Origin of the sequence: Virgibacillus proomii (assembly GCF_900162615.1) — a bacterium.
Classification (GTDB): domain Bacteria; phylum Bacillota; class Bacilli; order Bacillales; family Amphibacillaceae; genus Virgibacillus; species Virgibacillus proomii.
The window spans coordinates 2,396,148-2,415,831 of record NZ_FUFN01000010.1 but is presented as its reverse complement, the minus strand read 5'-3'; the positions used below and the strand labels follow the sequence as shown (position 1 = coordinate 2,415,831).

The window sequence follows — 19,684 nt, the reverse complement described above, 5'->3', positions numbered from 1 at the left end:
TCAAGCCGGTCGACAAGACAAGAAAAACCACGACAGCGAACTTCGCGGTTTTCCAAGGACAAGAAAAGCTACGACTGCGACAACATCGCGACTTTTAAGGACGCTGGAGATGATAACCTTTGATCTAATTCTTAACCTTAGGTGTGATAAAGGAAAATTGCTTACAGAATGAAGTTTTCACTTTATTTAGAATTTAAATTCGTCGTTAAAAATATTTTTAAAAAATCTTGGTGTAAATTACTTATAGATTCCTTGTATGAATTGATTTTCATTATAATAAGTAAATTTATTTTGTTTACACCGAGTGTTTTTTAACGTATGGGCAGGGAATGATGATGCATAGGTACATGTATATTTATATTTAAGCTTTAAATTTGGGTTGATCGCCTAAATCAGGATCATAATGGTTAGTAGAGCTGGAGCGACTACTTACACTAATGGAATCGCCCGTATTTAATGCTCCAGCACCAGCGTTTGATTTACTAGTGTCGGATGGTGACAAGCTATAGATATCACCGACATTTACAAGTGAACCAGGTCCTACACGTACTACTTTTACTGGCCCTACAACGGAAGACATGTTTTACCACCTTCTGTTAAATTTGGTTTATTATTTTATGATATGACAATCACCTATTATTTGTGCTTTTCATTATTTTTTAGATTAACTATTTTGTAAGGTGCTGCAAGTAGCCTATGTGCTTAGTGGCGGTGTCAAATTCGGTGAGATGATTGTAATAAGAAAAATGCATAAGATATAAGTGGAACAGCACAAGCCAATGTTTTTTCTTATATAATCTCCACAACTTTTAGTTTTTTAGTTACACTTGTGCTTTTGTTCACTTTAATTTAGATAAACATAAAGAAAGCAGGGAATAGCTCATAAATCATTCCCTATCATTTGTTAACGTAAAAAGTTTGATAGATGGAAGCAGTATTTTGAAGGAAGAATGTAGTATCTACTTTCATTCTCTTCAAAAACATTAGCCATAATAACCCGGTCCGTAGTAGCCCGGAGCTCCATAATAACCTGGTCCGTATCCGTAGTATCCGGGACCATATCCATAATATGGACTAACGAGAGAAGCACCTAGCAAACCGCCAGCTAAGCCCCCTAAAAACGGACCACCAAAAAATGGCCTCCCCCAGAAAAAAGGTCTGCCAAATCCAAAAAACGGCCTACCGAAGCCAAAAAATGGTCTGCCAAATCCCCAAGGTCGAATAATCCTCTCGTCATTTGACATTTCATTTGTAGCTAAATCATCATGGTATGATTCATTGTTCGCTAATTCGTTATGATTTACATCTTGATATTGTAAATAATCCATCATTTAACCTCCTATCCGCGTTTAGGATATGGATATTCACCTAATAATAAAATGACTGGGCTTTTTACCTAAATTCGTAATTTTAACGATGTTTTAATGAAAGAAAATAATGTTTTAAAGCGTGTTCAAAGGGATAACTACCTGTTTGAGATCTTAGAGCAATCTTCTTGATATTATACCTATAGGGGTATATAATGAGGTTGAATGAATACGAAAAGGAGAGAAATAATATGATGGCTACGGCTGAAGTATATGTAACATCAACATGTCCATTTTGTACGATGATGACAAATTATTTAAAAGAAAATAATATCCCTTATAAGACGATTAATATTGAAACAGATCAACAAGCTGCCAAACGTTTAGTTGAGACAACAGGGCAAATGGGGGTCCCACAAACAAAAATTAATGGAAAATGGATCATTGGCTTTGACCCAAACAGGGTGCAGCAAGCTTTAAAAGGATAAGCACTTGAAGAAGATATTTAAGAATAACATCATATCTTGTAAGAGTTGCTCTTTATCGGAATTACCCCAAGATAAACAGACGAAACACCTCGTTTCTTTTTGTCCTGGTCATTATGGCTTGTTACTAACGGCGATTGTCATTCTCATTATGCAATGGATGTAGTGACAAAATTTTAAATTCATTGATAAAGCTGCCCAATTGAAAGAATGTAGTGGGCAGCTTTTTTACATCAAACATATCTGTTTCTACCTAGCTTTTTTCTGAAAGGCAATTTCGTCTAGCTTATGCATTCGTGCTTCTAACAAAAAGTTATTCTCAAAAGGCATTTTAATCATTAAACGAGAATGTCCCACCAGATTTTTATTGCAGTAGCTAATATTAAAAGAGCAAGTAATGCTTGGAGGAGCTTTGTATTTATTCGTTTTCCCACTGCTGCTCCGAGTGGCGAAGCAATTAAGCTTGCAATAATCATGATGATTGCAGGAACGAGCAATACCTGATTTGTAGCTATCTTGCCAATGGTAGAACCAATGGAAGAAATAAATGTAATAGCAAGGGAACTAGCAATTGTCATACGTGTTGGGATCTTTAAGACGGTAATCATAATCGGGACAAGAATAAATGCCCCTGCCGCACCAACAATACCTGCTGCAATCCCTACGATAAATGATAAGCCGGCTGCAAGTGGTTTATTAAAAGTCACTTCTTTTAGATCTGTTAGATTATCATTACTTTTTGGCATAAACATCATAATAACGGCAATCGTTGCCAACAAAGCATAAACAATATTAATGGCAGCTTCCGAAAGTAGGTTGGACCCGTATCCGCCAATGAGTCCACCGATTAAAATACTAACGCCCATATATAAGATAAGCTCTTTATTTAAATATCCACCTTTACGATATGCCCATACACCACCAATGGTAGCAAAGAACACTTGAACGGCACTGATACCCGATACTTCATGTGCACTAAAAGCTGCAAATCCAAGTAAAGCGGGGATGTATAATAACATAGGGTATTTAATGATAGAACCACCAATTCCCACCATTCCTGAAATAAATGAACCGATAAAACCAATTAAAAAAATGAGGATGATAAATCCAAAGCTCATTCGTTGTATCCCACCTTTGTTGTTATTCGGTAATATGAACTGGATGATATGGCTAAATGGTGTGATAGTGATTCGTTAAGCCATATTGAACTAACTCTGATTTACATTTTAAATGAAGTTTTTGCATCATGTTTGCTTTATGATTTTCCACTGTTTTTGGACTGATGATTAAGCGCTGAGAAATTTGCTTATTTGTATAGCCAAGAATGGTGAGGCGAAGAATTTCTTTTTCCCTAACAGAAAGAATGGAATAATCTTTTTTGCTATGCTTAAACAATTTATCAAGTTGTTCATTGGGAATACCCACCTTGTAGTATCGCTTACCTTGATAAACAGTATGAATGGCTTCATGTAGCTCACTACCTCTGCTGTTTTTTAAAATGTAACCACAAACATTAATTTGTATTGCTTTTTGAATATAAACCTCCTCATCATGCATAGATAAAAGCACAATTCGAACCCGTTCGTTTTGTTTTAAAATAACTTCTGAAGCAGTAAAACCGTCTAATCCATTTGGCATCGATATATCCATTAAAATGACATCGACTTCATTGCTGTTGGTTAGTAATATAGCTTGCTCGCCATCTTCAGCTTCTCCGATAATCTCAATATCAGGATAAGCTTCAAGCAACAGTCTAAGACCACGTCGAATTAAACGATGATCATCAACAATTAATACTTTTATCAATGAAACTTCTCCCCCTTTGGAATGGATGCACGAATAATTGTCCCCCGTTGCAACTCTGATACGATGTGAAACACACCTCCCAGCAAATGGATTCTTTCTTCCATGTGTTTTAATCCAAGACCTCTTGAGCGTTCTTTCTTCATATCAAAGCCGATACCGTTGTCCCGAACCGTTAACTCTAGCTTATGCAATAATTCCGTAAGTTCAACAACTACCTCATCTGCATCAGCATATTTAATCATATTGTGTAATGCTTCTTGAATCACACGATATAAATTAATTTCGATTAAAGGTGGAAGGCGGTCTGTTAAATTAGACGAAAAGGTAAACGTAATGGATGGATTGCTTTTTTCTAACGTCGTAATTAATCCATTTATCGTTGCGATTAAACCTAATCTATCAATGCTTTGTGGTCGCAGCTGATAAGAGTAGGCTTTAATATCATTCATCACTTCGTTTAGCTCTTCTCGAACATCGTCTACGTATGTTTGGATACGTTTATCATTTACAAATGATTCAATTGCCTGCAAAGCGACGGAAATGCTGTATAAAGCCTGCCCTACTCCATCGTGAAGTTCTTGAGCTAGACGTTTGTGCTCATTTTCCTTTGCTTCGATCAGTTTCTGGATCATTTGTTTAGACAGCTGAGCTTCTTTTTCCTTTTGCATGAGAGATTGATCACGTAAAACAAGTAAATACTCTTTTTGATCTGTTTGTTTGTCGTGATACATTAAAGCAGTACTCATTTCTACGTTTATTTTCTTGCCATGATAGGTCGGCATATCCGAAAGAAAATATGGGACTTCGTCATGTGCGATAAGATAACATGTATTTTCGCCACTTCGTAAGTGTCGTTGCTCACAAAAAGAACAATATGGGACACGATCATGTACCATCCATCCCGTTAGTTTTTTTGCACTTGGATTCATGGCTAAAATCTTGCGGCTTTGATCCATGATGATAATACCATCTTGAATATTCTCAAAAATTTGGCGTAAATATTTATTTTCATATTGGATCGATGACATCGGTTGAATCTCCCCCTTGTTTTTTCCCGAAGTATAGATGCCGCAAATGCCTTCTTTAAGTGTTGAGGTATTACGTCTAGGTAAATATTTGTTTTGTATCCGTGATATTCTGAAAAAGCTTTTGCAGGTTCGTAATCTTGTATTAGGATACTGTAAGCTATCAAGCTGTTATCGAAAAACGAAAGTGAAGAGCTTAAGCTACGATGTTTGATTTAACAATGAATTTCTCGAAATGAAGCTTTACTGAATAATAAAGCATGTTTCTGAAAAAGGTAGTCTCTCTAATATCATATACTGCCATTAAGCTGAAGAGATCGTCAATAAAATGAATTAGTTTAGAATCCGTGATTAAATAATCGGCAATAAAAATTTACTTTTGTGCTTATATATATATCCTAAAACATTTATTAGATAGTCCTTTTAGTTGGATTTAAGATAGCTTGCTTTTTGGTGTTTGCTTAAACTTTATATTACATAAGATTTACTAGGTAAAGACAATTACCATAGAGGGAAAACCCTCTATGATGGTGGTTTCACGGATCAAAGTTATCCCGCATGTAAGGTGCCGGAACGCCCACTACAAAAGTTATAAAGAGTACGAAGAAGTTTAAGTGGGAGATAACGGTTCCTACATGCCCGATACGTTAGGACGACAGGACAGAGTTGCTACGACAGCGATACTTCGCGATTTTTCAAGCGACGATTGAGATTATGGCTCTTAGTCTATTTCTATCAGTAGGGGGTAAAGTAAAATCCCTACTGATAGAAATTTCACTTTATTGTGGAATGACTACTTCTGTTAACCAGCGCGAATATCCTCCAGCTAAATTCAGGACTTTCTTAAATCCATTAGCTTGTAGGAGGCTTGCTCCAATGGCTGAACGACCACCTGATTGACATACTACTATAATGGTTCGATCTTTCGGGATTTCCTGAAGACGGTCTTTTAAGGTACCGAGCATAATATGATCAGCACCTTCCATATGACCTTGCTCCCATTCTGATTGATTGCGGACGTCAATTACAACCGGGTCATTAGCAGTTATCCATTGTTTTGCTTCATCTGGTGTGATGTTGTTGTAGGATTCCAAGTTATCCATATGTTTAATAGTCTTGTTCACATCTATGAATCCGGCAATTTGGTCAATCCCGATGGAACGAAGGGAGGTTATAATCCCATTTACTTGCTTCGGGTCGGTTAATAGATAGAGTGGTTGATCATAGTTTATTATCCATCCCGCCCAATTCGTAAACGATTGGTTGTATGGAATGTTTATCGTTCCTTGGATATGTTGTTTGCTGAATGCTTGGGCATCGCGAGTATCAAGAACTTGAGTGTCGCTGTTTAATAGTTCTTTTATTTGCTTCACATCTGTTATTTCTTGTGGGTCTTCGAGCTCATGAATTATATTTGGGCCAACTTTATTGACATGTTTCATGATTGCAAAATAGGTAGGCGGTTCTGGTTGACCGGCTAACAAAGCATCAATAAATGCAGATTCATCATCATATTGCATGGCCCAATTAAACCGTTTTTCATATCCTACCGTTGAGGATGGAACAGCTCCAAGTGATTTCCCGCATGCACTTCCAGCTCCATGTGCAGGCCAAACCTGTAAAAAGTCAGGTAGTCGTTTAAAGCGTTGTAAAGAATGAAACATATCCTTCGCTCCAGACACGCTTGTTCCTGCTTCACCTGCTGCTTTTTCTAGTAAATCTGGTCGACCAACATCTCCGACAAAGACAAAATCTCCTGTAAAAATACCAATTGGTTCATTTGCATTGGCGCCCCCGTCCGTGAGCAAAAAGGAGATGCTCTCGGGTGTATGCCCAGGAGTATGCATTACTTCAAAGGTTAAGTTGCCTAATGTAATGGTATCTCCATCTTTTAGCAGCGTATGCGATAAATGCTCTATATTTTTGTATTTCCAATCGTCATTTCCTTCATCTGATACATATAACTTAGCTCCTAATCGATTGGCGATTTCTCTACCTCCAGAAACATAATCGGCGTGAATATGTGTTTCCAATGCACCAACAATTTTCATTCCCTCTTTTTCAGAAGCGGAAAGATAAGGCTCAATATTTCTGGCCGGGTCAATAACTACAGCTTCCCCTTTTATTTGACAACCTACTAAGTAAGAGGCTTGTGCTAACTGTTCATCATAAAAATATTTTAAAAGCATTGTTTTACAACTCCTTTTTATAAAAAAAAATGTACTGTTTATATACAAAACAAACGTAAGGCATCGAAGTTGAACGATAACCTATCTTGAGATATCTAATGAATACAAGAAGCGAAAGACAGCAGTTTAAAGGAGTCAGCTAATAGGTTATAAATAAGCATACCTAGGAAAAGTAGTCTGCTTCTTTCAGGATGATAATCCGTTATTACACCGACAAAAGATTTTTTTCATTTTGATACAATCCACGAAAAAACATTTCTTCGCGTCGTTTCCAATTTTATTTATTGGTTGTAGAATCTTGGTGAATAGCTAGTTTTGATTTTCGTTTACTCGTCGTGTTTTTGTTGCATAACATCTAATGTAGCTTGTATATATTTAAGGTAGTTTTGCACGTTTGGATCCTTTATCCATTTCATGATTGTAAAAATGGAAATAGAATGATCCATGGAATTTTTTCTTTCTTGAATAGCTGCTATCAGTTCTTTTGCTTCTTTTCTTTGGTTAATTAGTGGTAGTTCCAAGAGCGATGCCTTAAGTTGTTCCATGGACGGTTCATCTGCTACTACGTTTTTTATAAATAATGTAATTTGTTCCATAAGTTCAATTATTTGTAGAAGGATAGGATGCTTTCCTAAAAGAGTAATTAGTGCTTCAAAAGATTCCTCATTTATTCTTGATAGCTGAAAGCGTTGTTCAAAAGCTTTCATAGTGGCTGTATCCTCAAAAATATATTTAGAAAATTGGGTTATTTGATCCATTGAATGAAAAGTGCGCTCTATTTCAGGCAACTGTCGAATCAAGTTTGTTAATGCACTCTGTATTTCCGGACGTTTCAGTTCATCCATCCACTCATGATTTGCCTGCAAATTTGCAGCAGTATTCGTCATTACCTCACCCCTTTTTTGATCGTTACATGATTCCTTTAAGCATGCCGTCCCAATACATAATTGGAAGAAAGTCCTTTTTCATTAGATACATACTTCTACGTTCAACTGCTTGGTCAAATGGCATAGACTCTTGTGGATTTTTGTCATAATCAAATTCAGCTAAAATTAAACGGTTATAACCGGTTACCAGTGGGCAAGAACTGTACCCGTCATAAGTCGCTTCAAATGGTTTTTCCTTGATTGCTGCTATGAGGTTATTTACGACTACCGGCGCTTGTTTACGTATTGCAGCTCCCGTTTTAGAAGTAGGTAAATTACTGCAATCTCCAATACCAAAGACATTCGCATAATGTACATGTTGTAACGTATGTGGGTGCACATTCACCCAGCCGTTATCATCTGCAAGTGGGCTGTCTTTAATAAATGTTGGCGCTTGCATTGGCGGGGTAACATGCAACATGGAGAAAGGCATTGTTTGCTGTTCCCTCGTATCTAAATTTTCTAAGACCGCTTCTTTTGTATCTCCCCGCACCTCAATTAAATGATGGAGAAAATATGTTTCAATTTGCTTCCTGGATAACACTTTTTCTAAGGCTTTACGGTATTTTTTAACATCAAATATAGCAGGGTTTGCAGAAATAAAAAGCATTTCCGCTTTGTCACGAATTCTTGCTTTTCTGAAAGCGTCGTCTGCAAGATACATAATTTTTTGTGGTGCACCACCACATTTTACAGGTGAGTTTGGGTGAGTGAAGATGGCATTACCACCAGAAAAATTACGAATGACTTCCCATGTATATTCGACATGTTCATAGGAGTAATTACTACACACTTGATTTTTTCCTAGTGTCTCTTTTAATCCTTTAATTGCATCCCAATTGACTTCAATTCCTGCCCCAACGATAAGATAATCATAATGGATTTCAGTTCCTTCGTTTGTGTATACAGAATTATTTTCTGGATCAAAATTAGTTACCGCTTGTTGAAGCCAATCCGCACCATCTGGTATAACGCTACGCATGGGACGCTTTGTTACTTCTTTTTTAGCGACTCCAGCCCCAACTAGAGTCCATAGTGGTTGATAATAATGATCTTCTGCAGGATCTATAATCACGATTGCTTGTTCAAATCCTTTTGAATATCGAAGGAGTTGAGCAGCAACTGTAATCCCTGCAGTACCGCCTCCAACAATAACAACTCGATAATGTGTTGCCATATAAATCCCCCTTGATTTTAAATGGTATAGTTTGTACACATATACATCTATTGTATGATAGGGATGCTATAAAATACTATAGGGGGTTTCCCTTATTTTTATTAGTGACATGTATAGGTGTTAAAAGTAACTAGATAATTAGTTTTATTCTACCTATAATAATTTTATTAATGGATTATGAAACGATAAAAACTTACTGTACTGTAAAGGAGTAATTTTCAATGATAGAAAAAAACCCACTCCAACCGAATAGAGTTATTCACCTATTTGACCAAGAGTTAAAAGGAGAATGGAAAAAGCGTAAGAAATATACATTTAAAAAAGGGGAACAAGTTACTCATCCATATAAATTAACAGACCATATTTATTTAATTATGGAAGGCGACATACGAATTTTTCACCTACATCGAGACGGAAAGGAATGTGTGTTAGGCATTTTAACTGCTGGTGATTTTATCGATTTAGCTAGCATTTTCACCACCAAAGAAAGTGATGCATATATTATCGCGCTAACGACTGTTTCCGTTGTAAAAGTAGAAAAGGAAGAAATACTGGATGCCGTCGCCCATACTCCAGAGCTGTCTTTAGCATTATTAAAGCATTTTTCTAATCAATTACATGAAGTTGTTCGTATTTTATAACAAGTCGCTTATGATAAGGTAGAAGAACGTTTATGGAACTCCTTACATATAAATGGAAAAATGAAAAGGAAGAGAAAGGCGGCTGGTATCCTCTTCCCAAATATCTCACCCATAAAGATATGGCCGGAATGATTGCGTCAACTAGAGAAACGGTCACGTTCTTAATCAATAAATGGGTGCAACAAGGGATGATAAAAAACGATAAACAACAGATTTGGATAAAGTGAAGCTTCATTTCGTGAGGCTTTTCTTTCATCCCTTACTGATAGAAGTAGAACTAAAATTTTAATCGTTTTGAAAAATCATGCTAATGTCGCGCTACCAAAGCTTCTCTGTCCTTAAAAAAATCGCGATGTCTATTCAAGAAGTTTTCCTTGTCCTTGAAAAAGAAGAACGCTTTTTCTGCGTGCGATGTCTATTCAAGAAGTTTTCCTTGTCCTGTTAATCTGAACGAATTAGGCTTTTCGGTATCTCTCACTTAGACTTCAGCATATTTCTTTGTAACTCTTGAAGTGGAGTCTACCAGAACCTTAGATGTTAGATAAAAAAAGATGGATAATGTAAGGAAGCTTACATTCATTTCTAAGCTAACCTTGTAAGATGTATGTAGATGAAACTACTACATTGGAGGAATAAATCATGAATGGAATAAATTTTGAAGCAGTAAAACAAACAACAAAGGCGATTAAAGAGGATCCATCACAAAAAATGCGTCATTGGCATGCAAAGGTAACTTGGGAATCAGGAGTGAAGAACAACGTACAAATTCGTAATTTTAAGCCAATCACGATGGATGAGCCTGTACCATTAGGTGGCACGGATGAAGGTGCTAATCCAGTAGAGATGTTAATCGGAACTGCAGGCAGCTGCTTTGCCATTACGTTTGAAGTACTTGCCAGTCAACAAGGAATTACATTGGAAGTAGTTGAAGTGGATGTAGAAGCAGATCTAAATGCTGCCGTATTTTTAGGATTAGAAGAAGGAGATGGTGGAATATTACAACCAACCATCCGCTTAAAAGCAAAAACTTCTGCACCAAAAGAGCAAGTGAAGGAAATTGCAGAGGCTGCATTACAAAAATCTCCCGTATTAGCTAGTATGAAAGCAAAATTACAACTAGAAATAAATTAGTTTTTATAATATATACGGACAACAACTCACCTCTAATTTACTAGTGTTGGAGGTGAGTTATTGCACCTGTTTCATGGCGGATAACTGATTTAAAGTAATGTGTTATCTAGTCAATGACAAGCAGTTAACATCGGCTCGAATCTAAAGGAAGGCCGATGAAAAGCGAGCTTGCCGCTAAGGCATTAGCAACCTTTGTTTTAGAAGCATGTTTCCTTTATCTCGAATGTAAGGACGTACTTTTTTTATTTCTAAAATCTGTTTATGTTTTGCGAACATAATGAGACAAACAACTCCTAAAGTTCCTTTCGTTCAAAGGACTTAGGTTATACCTCTTATGGTACTAATTCTAGGAGAAAAGTACTCTTGATTGAATTTTCACTTTATCATGGTCAGAAGCTCTCCGGATTGTACGCCGCTAATGAGCACTTCTATTTTTGTTATTTTGTCTATGAATTGTATATAATAGTACAATTTTCCTAGTATTTTTAACCTAGGTTCTTTTATAATAGGAATAACAAGGGGCAAGGAATGTTCTTTTAAGATTGGTACCGGAAAGGAAAAGTGTTAGTCATAACTGACCAGATAAGGGGGAAGATTTAAAACAAGTGATTCAAGAAATGGAACGAGCTACTTCGAGTGTTGTCGCTGCTGCTGAGCAGTTAAATGAAGCAGCAAGGAAGGCATAATAAACAAAGGGCTTATTCAAAATAGAGGGTCAAAAAACGAAGAGAATATCAAAATCGAGGTTTATTGCTTTCTACGGTTTTTGTCCTCGAAAAAGAAGGACGCTTTTCCTTTGGGAAAGTATCATTGCCCCGAGGTTATTTTTGTCCTGTTGAGCGGTGAGATTAGCCCATCCTATCGTTGAAATTCACTGTTTCATCATTTTTACCGTGCTTTTGAAACACCTCTAAAAGAACAAAAACAAAGATGGTTGATTAGGCTAATATAAAATATAATCATAGTTGTAATATAATAATACTTTACGTAGCACTGTTTCGTTATGTAAAATAACAAGTATATATGGGAGTGTAGGAGGTAACTTTGTTGAAAACGAATGAGACAAAAGCTACAATTGACAGGATAGAAAAGCGCATGCGCTATATATCTGGAATTATTAAACAAAAAGGTAGAAAAATTCTAAATAACTATCCAATTACATCTCCACAATTCGTTGCGTTACAGTGGCTTTTGGAAGAGGGAGATTTAACGATCGGCGAGCTTTCTAATCGGATTAGTTTAGCTTTTAGTACGACAACGGATTTAGTCGATCGAATGGAAAAAAATGGGCTTGTGGAAAGAGTCAGAGACACTAATGATCGGCGAGTTGTTCGTATTCATGTACTCAACAAAGGAAAGACAATTATTCACGAAGTTATCGGAAAGCGACAACAATATCTTGGGGAAGTATTGGAAAACTTTTCGGAAGAACAAATAGAGCAACTTTATGATTTACTTTCCTATTTACATGAACAAATGAAGGAAGTAGAGAAAAAATAAACTTCAAGAAGAGGCGATATTGTGAAGCAAGCAATAGGAGTCATTGACTCGGGGGTAGGTGGCTTAACAGTAGCATATGAACTAATGCGTCAGCTCCCTAAAGAAAAATTGATTTATGTAGGGGATCAAGCAAGATGCCCGTATGGCCCAAGATCAGCAGAAGAAGTAAAACAATTCACATGGGAAATGGTTGATTTTTTATTAGAAAAAGACATTAAGATGTTAGTCGTTGCTTGTAATACAGCAACTGCATTTACGCTAGCTTCTTTGAAAGAACATTTAAGTATTCCTGTTATTGGTGTGATTCAGCCAGGTGCTAGAGCGGCGATTAAATTTACTAAAAATAACCGAATTGGGGTTATTGGTACAGAAGGAACGATTCGCAGTAATGCTTACACGATAGCTTTAAAAAATATTAAAAAAGAGCTGGAGATACGTGCACAAGCTTGTCCCATGTTTGTACCGATGGTAGAGCAGGGCATTTTGGAAGGACCTAGAGCAAAACAAGTAGTAGCGGATGCTCTGGAACCATTAATGGAGTATAATCTGATGGATACGCTTATTTTAGGATGTACGCATTACCCGCTGTTGAAAGATACCATTCAATCTGTTGTTGGTGAACAGGTGACAATTATTTCTTCCAGTGAGGAAACTGCAAGAGAGACAAGTACTATTTTAGAAGTGCATAACCTTCTAAACCATGATGAGGTATTCCCGGTTCACCAATTTTATACGACAGGAGCGCTGGATATGTTTATTCAAATTTCGGAACGGATTTTTAAAGAGCCGAATTTGCAAATGATTACCATAAAAAAAGCAACGCTACCCCAAATGCAAGATTCTTAACCGGAATCTTGCATTTTTTCGCTTTAAACTTGCTTATCGTACTGAAATTTTTAATCCTGCATGTATAGAGATTCGTATTTCCTTTACTTCAAACACCTTATTATCTTAGATGTCTATGTAAGAAACTCCTAAATGTCTAATTCGTTCCATTTATTAGGACATGGAACGCTACGACAGCGATACATTCGATTTTTCGGACAAGTAAAGTTTTATCATCGGTACATCGCTTTTTTTCAAGGGAAAAAGCTTAGGCAGCAGTACATCGTGGTTAGGTTAAGGCACGTCTGAGATTTTGCCTTTATTCCATTCAAGAGAAAAATGCTTCTGGAATAAGTTTCCCTTTACTAGCGAATTCTGCGTCAAAGACTTCGTTTCAGACAAGTTTTCTAATATGCTTGGTCTATTTTACTGTGTGCTTGTATATATATAGTACAAACTATCGTAGGAGGGGAATACATGCATAAGCGCGGAATACTAATAGCTGGTATGGTCACTTTTTCCATGATTTTAACCGGGTGCTTTCAAGGGGAACAGTCTTTAGAGGAAGAAATGGATCCACCACAAAATGCAAAGCCCGTTGATAAATTGGATGAATCTAAAAACGACAAGAAGCAGGGAGAAGAAGGTAAAAAAACAGCAAGTGAAACGGTTGCACGTGAATTATATTTATTAGATGCCAATGGAATGGTAGCTTCACAAACTTTGGAATTACCGACTCCAGATTCATATACGGTAGCTTCACAAGTATTACAATATTTAGTAAAGGATGGTCCTGTTTCTCAACTGCTGCCCAATGGCTTTCAAGCTGTATTGCCGGCAGGAACAGAGATACTGGGAGTAGATTTGCAAGAGGATGGTACGATTGTTGTTGATTTATCAAAAGAGTTTGCTAACTATGAAGCAGAAGATGAGAAAAAAATTCTTGAGGCCATCACATACTCCCTAACACAATTTGAAAATGTAAAAAGCGTTCAGTTACAGATGCAAGGAAAGGCGCTAAAGGAAATGCCAGTGGATGGTACCCCAATTGGTAAAGGATATTCACGAGCTAATGGTATTAATGTAAGCGACGAAGGAGTAACAAATCTAATTGAAAGTCAAACAGTTACGATGTTCTACCCAGCTGAACATAACGAAAATCGCTATTATGTACCTGTAACTCAATATGTGGAGCAAAAGGAAGATATTGATGAATTACGCGCAGTTGTTGAAAAGCTTATTGAGGGACCAGGGCTGGAAAAGAATGTTACACAAGTATTTGACCCTAAAACAACATTAACAAATAAACCTTCCTTAAAAGATGGTATTTTACATTTAGAGTTTAATGATGAAATATTGATGGATGGTAAAAAATCAGTTATTTCTGATGAAGTGATGGAAACGATTGTACGAACAATGACGGAAATAAATGGGGTAGATGCTGTACAAGTTGGCGTAGAAAATGTAGAAAAGCTAGTAAATGAAAATGGTGAAGCTTATACAAAGCCGGTAACAAAAGAACAATTCACACCGACAGAAAAATTATAACTCAAGGGAGGCTTATCGATTAGGCCTCTTTTTTCTTGTCTTTAAATTTTATATAGGTCACCCTACTAAAGATCATGTATTTCTATAGTGCTTTTGATAAAAAATATGTTAAGCTAAGGATTGTACAAGGAGGAATAATAATGAGAAGTGATCAACGTAATGTAAATAGTTTACGACCAATAACAATTATAACCGATTTTCTTCAGCATCCGGAAGGTTCTGTGCTGATTCAGATAGGTAATACAAAGGTGATATGTAACGCTAGTATTGAAGACAGGGTTCCTCCGTTTATGCGTGGACAAGGGAAGGGCTGGATTACTGCGGAATATGCGATGCTACCTCGAGCAACGGAGCAAAGAAATATTAGAGAATCGTCCAAGGGAAAAGTAAGTGGGAGAACAATGGAAATCCAACGGTTAATTGGCAGAGCACTTCGCTCCGTCGTTGATTTGGATAGCATTGGTGAACGGACGGTTTGGGTCGATTGTGATGTTATTCAGGCAGATGGAGGAACAAGGACTGCTTCCATAACTGGAGCGTTTGTTGCCGTTGCCTTGGCTTTGGCAAAGCTGGTAAATGATAAAGTGATACCGAACATGCCAATCACGGATTTTCTCGCTGCCACTTCCGTAGGTGTCATGCCGGACGGTCAGGAAATTTTGGACTTGAATTATGTGGAAGATTCCAAAGCACATGTTGATATGAATATTGTAATGACTGGCTCCGGTGAATTTGTAGAAATTCAGGGTACAGGAGAAGAAGCAACTTTTACAGGTAAACAGTTGAATGTTATGTTGCAATTAGCCGAAGAAGGATTACGCACACTGTTCGACAAACAACGTGAAGCATTGGGAAGTGTTGCTGAACTAATTGATCAACGCATTTCCCAAAAAGGAGAAACAGAATGAAACGTGTGATTATTGCTACGAAAAATGAAGGAAAAGCAACAGAATTTAAGGAGCTTTTTAGAGCTTATCAGATTCAGGCCGTTTCATTAAACGACTTAAAAGAGTTGCCTGATGTGGAAGAAACAGGCTCTACATTTGAAGAAAATGCCACTTTAAAAGCAGAAACAATTGCTTCCCTTTTATCTTTACCTGTTATTGCAGATGATTCAGGTTTAGTAATTGATGCTTTAGACGGTAGGCCTGGTGTTTATTCAGCAAGGTATGCCGGTGAAGAAAAGAATGATCAGGCTAATATAGACAAGGTTTTGTCAGAACTAAAAGATATTCCTGAAAATAAGAGAACAGCAAAGTTTGTTTGTGTGCTAGCTTTTGCAAAGCCTGGTATGGAAACAATGTTGTACAAAGGATATTGTCATGGCAGAATTGCCAACTCGCCAATAGGAACAAACGGTTTCGGTTATGATCCAATTTTTATACCACATGCCAGTCAGTTAACGATGGCTCAGTTGACTCAAGAAGAAAAGAATGCCATTAGCCACCGTCATCATGCACTTCAACAACTAGAAACGAGTCTTAAAGAACAGGATATAATTTTTTGAAAGATAGGATGAAGGTCAATGCCAAAAGTACTTATATTGAGTGATAGTCATGGATTAAAAAAAGAACTTGAGATCATTAAGGATCGACATCAAGTGGATTATATGGTTCATTGCGGCGATTCAGAATTGGGACTTGATGATAAGGAAATGTCTGACTTTTATTCCGTTATGGGTAATTGCGATGTAGATACGCGCTATCCTGAGGAGCAAACGTTGACAGTTGATGGACTTGGTTTCTTAATAGTTCATGGTCATTTACACTCCGTTAAAAGTAATTTATTGCAGGTTGCTTATCGTGCGGAAGAATTAGGGGCACAAATCATATGTTTTGGTCATACACATGTCGCTTTTGCAGAGCAACACGGTAAGCAATTGTTTATTAACCCCGGTAGTATTCGCTTGCCACGTGGAAGAAAAGAAAAAACATATGTTATTTTGGAATGGGATGTAAAAGAAAATATACACGTTTATTTTTACACGACCGATGGGGACCGCTTAAAAGAAATGGATTATACTGCTTCGCTGTAGTTATTTAAGTATATACAAAAAAAGTAAAAGCTTATTTATCTTGTTGGAAGATAGGTGAGCTTTTTCGTCGTGTTTATTATCAGTAAATTTAGAATTTTTATATCTGGCGTGAAGAAAAAATAACTTGATGCAGTGTAAGATATTTGATTAGGAGAGGGTGATATTAGTGGAGTTTTTCTAGGGATAGGCAAGGGAAAAAGGGCAAAGAGAAAGTTCGTTTATTGGAGTTTTTCCTTTTGTAGTGGAATAAAGGGCAAAATCTCAGGTGTACTTGAAAAAGAAGACATTTTCTTCGCGCAATGTGTAAGGGTGGGGCGTTTTCCTTGTTTTGAAAAAATGATATATTCGTACCGAAACTTTCTTCCTCCCCTTGAAGAAAGAACATTTTTATGGAGCGATGTCTAATCATCTAATCAGGAAGTCTTTCTTTTTTTGACAATAGAACGAATAGGACATTTTGGCGCATTTCTCGGGTTTTTTTATTATTTAAAGTGGGACTCTAGGGAAAGTTAGATATGGGATAATAAAGGATGATCATGAATCAGCCATCCTTTACGTTAATTCAATTTGCATTGTTACTATTTGCTTGTTGCTCGTTCGTTATTCCACTTTGTAAGTTAGTGGACATTTGTTGCATTCCTTGATTATTTATCCTGTTCTTTAAAGGCTGCATCATTTGTTGAATTTGCGGAGGTTCATTGCATTAGAAATAGTTTGCTGCCAGCGTTGAAATGTTCCGTTTCGAACACCTCTTTCTACGATTATTTTTGAAATCACAACCTTGTTTTAAAAAATTTCCTAGAATGTTGTAATTGTAACAGTGATATTATTAATACATTCTCTTATAATATTCAGGAATAATTTTCCCTATCTCTAGATTGTGCGTATTCTTATGAAAATTGGTTAAGCTAAACATGATCAATTTTGAAAGGAGAATTAGCTTGAAGAATAAAAAATTTTTTCTTGGGTTTTTATCGAGCGTTATGTCGTTAGCTTTATTGTTTGGATGTGACGGAGTCGATGAAGATGAACCGGATCCAACAGAAGAACCGTCTGAACAGCAGCAGGAGAACAATAACGATGAAAATAATAGATAGAAATCCTATCCCAAAAGTTTAAAAAACTTTTGGGATAGGAATAAAGAGACTTTCAGTTTAATGACACTACACATTATAACTGTTAGAAAGGCCGAATGAAAATAACTTTGAACAAATAATATTGCTGTTAAGCATAAATATATTCTTAAATAATCACTAGGTATGTAAAATCAACTCATTCGCATCAACCTCAATAGTAGATTCAAAATCGTTGCTTTTATGAAGAAATTCTTATGGGGGTAAACAAATTACCCGGCAATATAACAGTTAACTATGGGTGATAATTTGCTTTTTTCACCAATTAAAATATTTTATTGAAATGTTTATACAAATTATTACAAGTAAGCTCATAATTATAATTGATACCTGAATACTGTTGATAAGTAAACCTAATGATATTAGCTTTTAATAGCATTATTCCTTGTGTAAGTGGTGAAATATTTGAGAATTTTTGAGAGGACCACAGGCATTGCTTCGTACGGCAATGTAGCTCCTGAAAACAATAACATTAGGAAATCCAATAGACTGGCTCACTAGCATTGCAAAAAGTCTCTAAGCAAAAGGTGAATTAAAAAAGTTATATCGATTTTATGAATGATGGAAATTTTAACTAAAAAAACATAAAAAAACCTTATAATTAGGGTATGATAGACCTGTCCAAATCCTAATTATAAGGAGAGCATTACATGGACAATAATACCATAAAAACTGTAACGCTAGTGTACTGCATCCACTTTTAATATAATTTAATCAATTATATACCTCTAATATAGAGGGACTACTTTAAAATTTTTCTTCTTATATTATTGAAATACTTTTCAAACTCATCTATATTTACATTGTAAATATTATACCCATTTTCTTTTCTTTCAATTATTAAATTATTATTTTTAAGTATAGATAAATGTCTTGAAACTGTCGCAGTAGTGATTCCCATTCTTTGAGCTATTTCTTGTGATTTTATTTTAGGTTTACTAGAAATTAAAGAAAGAATTTTTAACCTGCCTAACTCAGAAAGTGATTTTCCAATTTCAGACATTTGTTTAAGTGATTTTTCCTCATCTTTTTTTTGATTATATGTTATATTCTTTTTATTTAAATATAAAGACATATCATATACTATATTTAGTTCGCCAAATCCCCATATTGTAATAAATCTAGGTGTAACAAAAAATGAAGGAATAAAACGAATTAATTTAATATCACTATCCGGGAATTGCTTTGGCATTTGGTTTCCATATAATAACTTTGATATAAGTTGATTCAAATCCGACTCCAATAAATCCTTCATAAGTAAGTTATTGCTCTGGATCCATTTACTCTCTAGGTCTAGTTCTATATCCCTAAATACATTTTTATAGAAATTATTCCAAAGTTTAAACAAATCACTAAACTCATCTTCATAGTTTTTTACGAAATCTAATTGTTCTTTATTAATATTTCCTTTAAGATTTCTAATTTTTTGCTGTATTATGTCGCTTGGAGATTTCTCATTATCCAATATTTTTTTAATTTCATTAATACTCAAATACCTTCCTAATAAGTAATATAAAAATTCCTCCCTTTTTACACTTTTAAGATACTTCATCAAATTTTCAAATGTATGTTCTTCATTTTTTAAACCCAATATACATTCAGCTAATTGCGCTCCATATTCAAAATTGCCATAGAACTTGAATAATAATTTTTGATGATTATTATAGAATTTTTTTAAATCTTCTTGTTTACCTCCTTTATTCAAATGACAATATCTTAAACAAGCCATCATTTCAAATAGAGGTGAAACTTGTATTTCTATTTTAGGTTCTTTATTTACAATACCTACTGTAAAAACTGCCATTTAAAACACATACTTTCCTATATTATTTTAAGGTTCAACACCAAAATCTATGTTAACGTAATTAAGCAATGTCTTGCATGTAAGCTATATTACAATCAACGATTTTGTCTTGATCATCAAATGTCATATTATGAACGCGATCTCTGGAATAT

General features: G+C 35.8%; 20 protein-coding genes. 11 read left to right on the top strand and 9 right to left on the bottom strand.

Translation table 11 applies throughout. The annotated features are described in order from the left end of the window. Positions 1–361: 361 nt before the first annotated feature. Together BN1066_RS18720 and BN1066_RS18715 are read right to left on the bottom strand one after the other, a co-directional pair. Positions 362–580 (bottom strand): spore germination protein, encoded by a 219-nt coding sequence (locus BN1066_RS18720; protein ID WP_077321222.1) that lies wholly within the window; start codon positions 578–580, stop codon positions 362–364. A gap of 403 nt (positions 581–983) precedes the next feature. Then, the gene (locus BN1066_RS18715; RefSeq protein WP_179104434.1) at positions 984–1,328 is read right to left on the bottom strand and encodes a hypothetical protein; all 345 of its coding nucleotides are present in this window, start codon (positions 1,326–1,328) and stop codon (positions 984–986) included. Positions 1,329–1,561: 233 nt separating this feature from the next. Here BN1066_RS18715 and BN1066_RS18710 point away from each other — a divergent pair, with 233 nt between their 5' ends. Continuing rightward, complete coding sequence (locus BN1066_RS18710; protein WP_077321551.1) at positions 1,562–1,795, top strand: glutaredoxin family protein; 234 nt, start codon at positions 1,562–1,564, stop codon at positions 1,793–1,795. Positions 1,796–2,130: 335 nt separating this feature from the next. On the opposite strand, the gene BN1066_RS18705 is transcribed toward BN1066_RS18710, so the two are convergent. From BN1066_RS18705 to BN1066_RS18680, 6 genes are all read right to left on the bottom strand, one after another. After that, positions 2,131–2,910, bottom strand: a complete 780-nt coding sequence (locus tag BN1066_RS18705) for a sulfite exporter TauE/SafE family protein (protein ID WP_077321220.1) — start codon at positions 2,908–2,910, stop codon at positions 2,131–2,133. Between the two features lie 52 nt (positions 2,911–2,962). Then, the gene (locus BN1066_RS18700; protein WP_077321218.1) at positions 2,963–3,598 is read right to left on the bottom strand and encodes a response regulator; all 636 of its coding nucleotides are present in this window, start codon (positions 3,596–3,598) and stop codon (positions 2,963–2,965) included. Continuing rightward, positions 3,595–4,626, bottom strand: a complete 1,032-nt coding sequence (locus tag BN1066_RS18695) for a sensor histidine kinase (RefSeq protein WP_077321216.1) — start codon at positions 4,624–4,626, stop codon at positions 3,595–3,597. Before BN1066_RS18695 ends, BN1066_RS18700 begins: the two co-directional genes overlap by 4 nt. Before the next feature lie 776 nt (positions 4,627–5,402). Beyond that, positions 5,403–6,812 (bottom strand): MBL fold metallo-hydrolase, encoded by a 1,410-nt coding sequence (locus BN1066_RS18690; RefSeq protein ID WP_077321214.1) that lies wholly within the window; start codon positions 6,810–6,812, stop codon positions 5,403–5,405. A gap of 326 nt (positions 6,813–7,138) precedes the next feature. Continuing rightward, positions 7,139–7,699, bottom strand: coding sequence for a hypothetical protein (locus BN1066_RS18685; protein ID WP_077321212.1), 561 nt, complete (start codon positions 7,697–7,699; stop codon positions 7,139–7,141). A 22-nt stretch (positions 7,700–7,721) separates the two neighbouring features. Beyond that, positions 7,722–8,915: an FAD/NAD(P)-binding oxidoreductase gene (locus BN1066_RS18680; protein WP_077321210.1), complete on the bottom strand. Its 1,194-nt coding sequence runs from the start codon at positions 8,913–8,915 to the stop codon at positions 7,722–7,724. Positions 8,916–9,136: 221 nt separating this feature from the next. Here BN1066_RS18680 and BN1066_RS18675 point away from each other — a divergent pair, with 221 nt between their 5' ends. From BN1066_RS18675 to BN1066_RS20400, 10 genes are all read left to right on the top strand, one after another. Beyond that, a complete protein-coding gene (locus BN1066_RS18675; RefSeq protein ID WP_077321208.1) occupies positions 9,137–9,556 on the top strand; it encodes a Crp/Fnr family transcriptional regulator in 420 nt (139 codons plus the stop codon). Between the two features lie 32 nt (positions 9,557–9,588). Then, positions 9,589–9,783: a helix-turn-helix domain-containing protein gene (locus tag BN1066_RS18670; protein WP_077321207.1), complete on the top strand. Its 195-nt coding sequence runs from the start codon at positions 9,589–9,591 to the stop codon at positions 9,781–9,783. A gap of 412 nt (positions 9,784–10,195) precedes the next feature. After that, positions 10,196–10,687, top strand: a complete 492-nt coding sequence (locus BN1066_RS18665; protein ID WP_077321205.1) for an OsmC family protein — start codon at positions 10,196–10,198, stop codon at positions 10,685–10,687. A 1,047-nt stretch (positions 10,688–11,734) separates the two neighbouring features. Next, complete coding sequence (locus tag BN1066_RS18660; RefSeq protein WP_077321203.1) at positions 11,735–12,187, top strand: MarR family winged helix-turn-helix transcriptional regulator; 453 nt, start codon at positions 11,735–11,737, stop codon at positions 12,185–12,187. 21 nt (positions 12,188–12,208) lie between these two features. Then, complete coding sequence (racE, locus tag BN1066_RS18655) at positions 12,209–13,033, top strand: glutamate racemase (protein ID WP_077321201.1); 825 nt, start codon at positions 12,209–12,211, stop codon at positions 13,031–13,033. Between the two features lie 456 nt (positions 13,034–13,489). Next, entirely contained in the window at positions 13,490–14,560 is a 1,071-nt protein-coding gene (locus BN1066_RS18650; RefSeq protein ID WP_077321199.1) for a GerMN domain-containing protein, read from the top strand. Between the two features lie 140 nt (positions 14,561–14,700). Then, positions 14,701–15,468, top strand: coding sequence for a ribonuclease PH (rph, locus tag BN1066_RS18645; protein WP_077321197.1), 768 nt, complete (start codon positions 14,701–14,703; stop codon positions 15,466–15,468). Continuing rightward, positions 15,465–16,067 carry an XTP/dITP diphosphatase gene (locus BN1066_RS18640; protein WP_077321195.1) on the top strand — a complete coding sequence of 201 codons (603 nt, stop codon included), beginning with the start codon at positions 15,465–15,467 and terminating at the stop codon, positions 16,065–16,067. Before rph ends, BN1066_RS18640 begins: the two co-directional genes overlap by 4 nt. An 18-nt stretch (positions 16,068–16,085) precedes the next feature. After that, the gene (locus tag BN1066_RS18635) at positions 16,086–16,595 is read left to right on the top strand and encodes a metallophosphoesterase family protein (RefSeq protein ID WP_077321193.1); all 510 of its coding nucleotides are present in this window, start codon (positions 16,086–16,088) and stop codon (positions 16,593–16,595) included. Positions 16,596–17,536: 941 nt separating this feature from the next. Then, complete coding sequence (locus BN1066_RS20400; protein WP_179104433.1) at positions 17,537–17,692, top strand: hypothetical protein; 156 nt, start codon at positions 17,537–17,539, stop codon at positions 17,690–17,692. A gap of 778 nt (positions 17,693–18,470) precedes the next feature. Here the strand turns inward: BN1066_RS20400 and BN1066_RS18625 are convergent. After that, entirely contained in the window at positions 18,471–19,532 is a 1,062-nt protein-coding gene (locus BN1066_RS18625; RefSeq protein ID WP_077321191.1) for an ArsR/SmtB family transcription factor, read from the bottom strand. Positions 19,533–19,684: the final 152 nt, after the last annotated feature.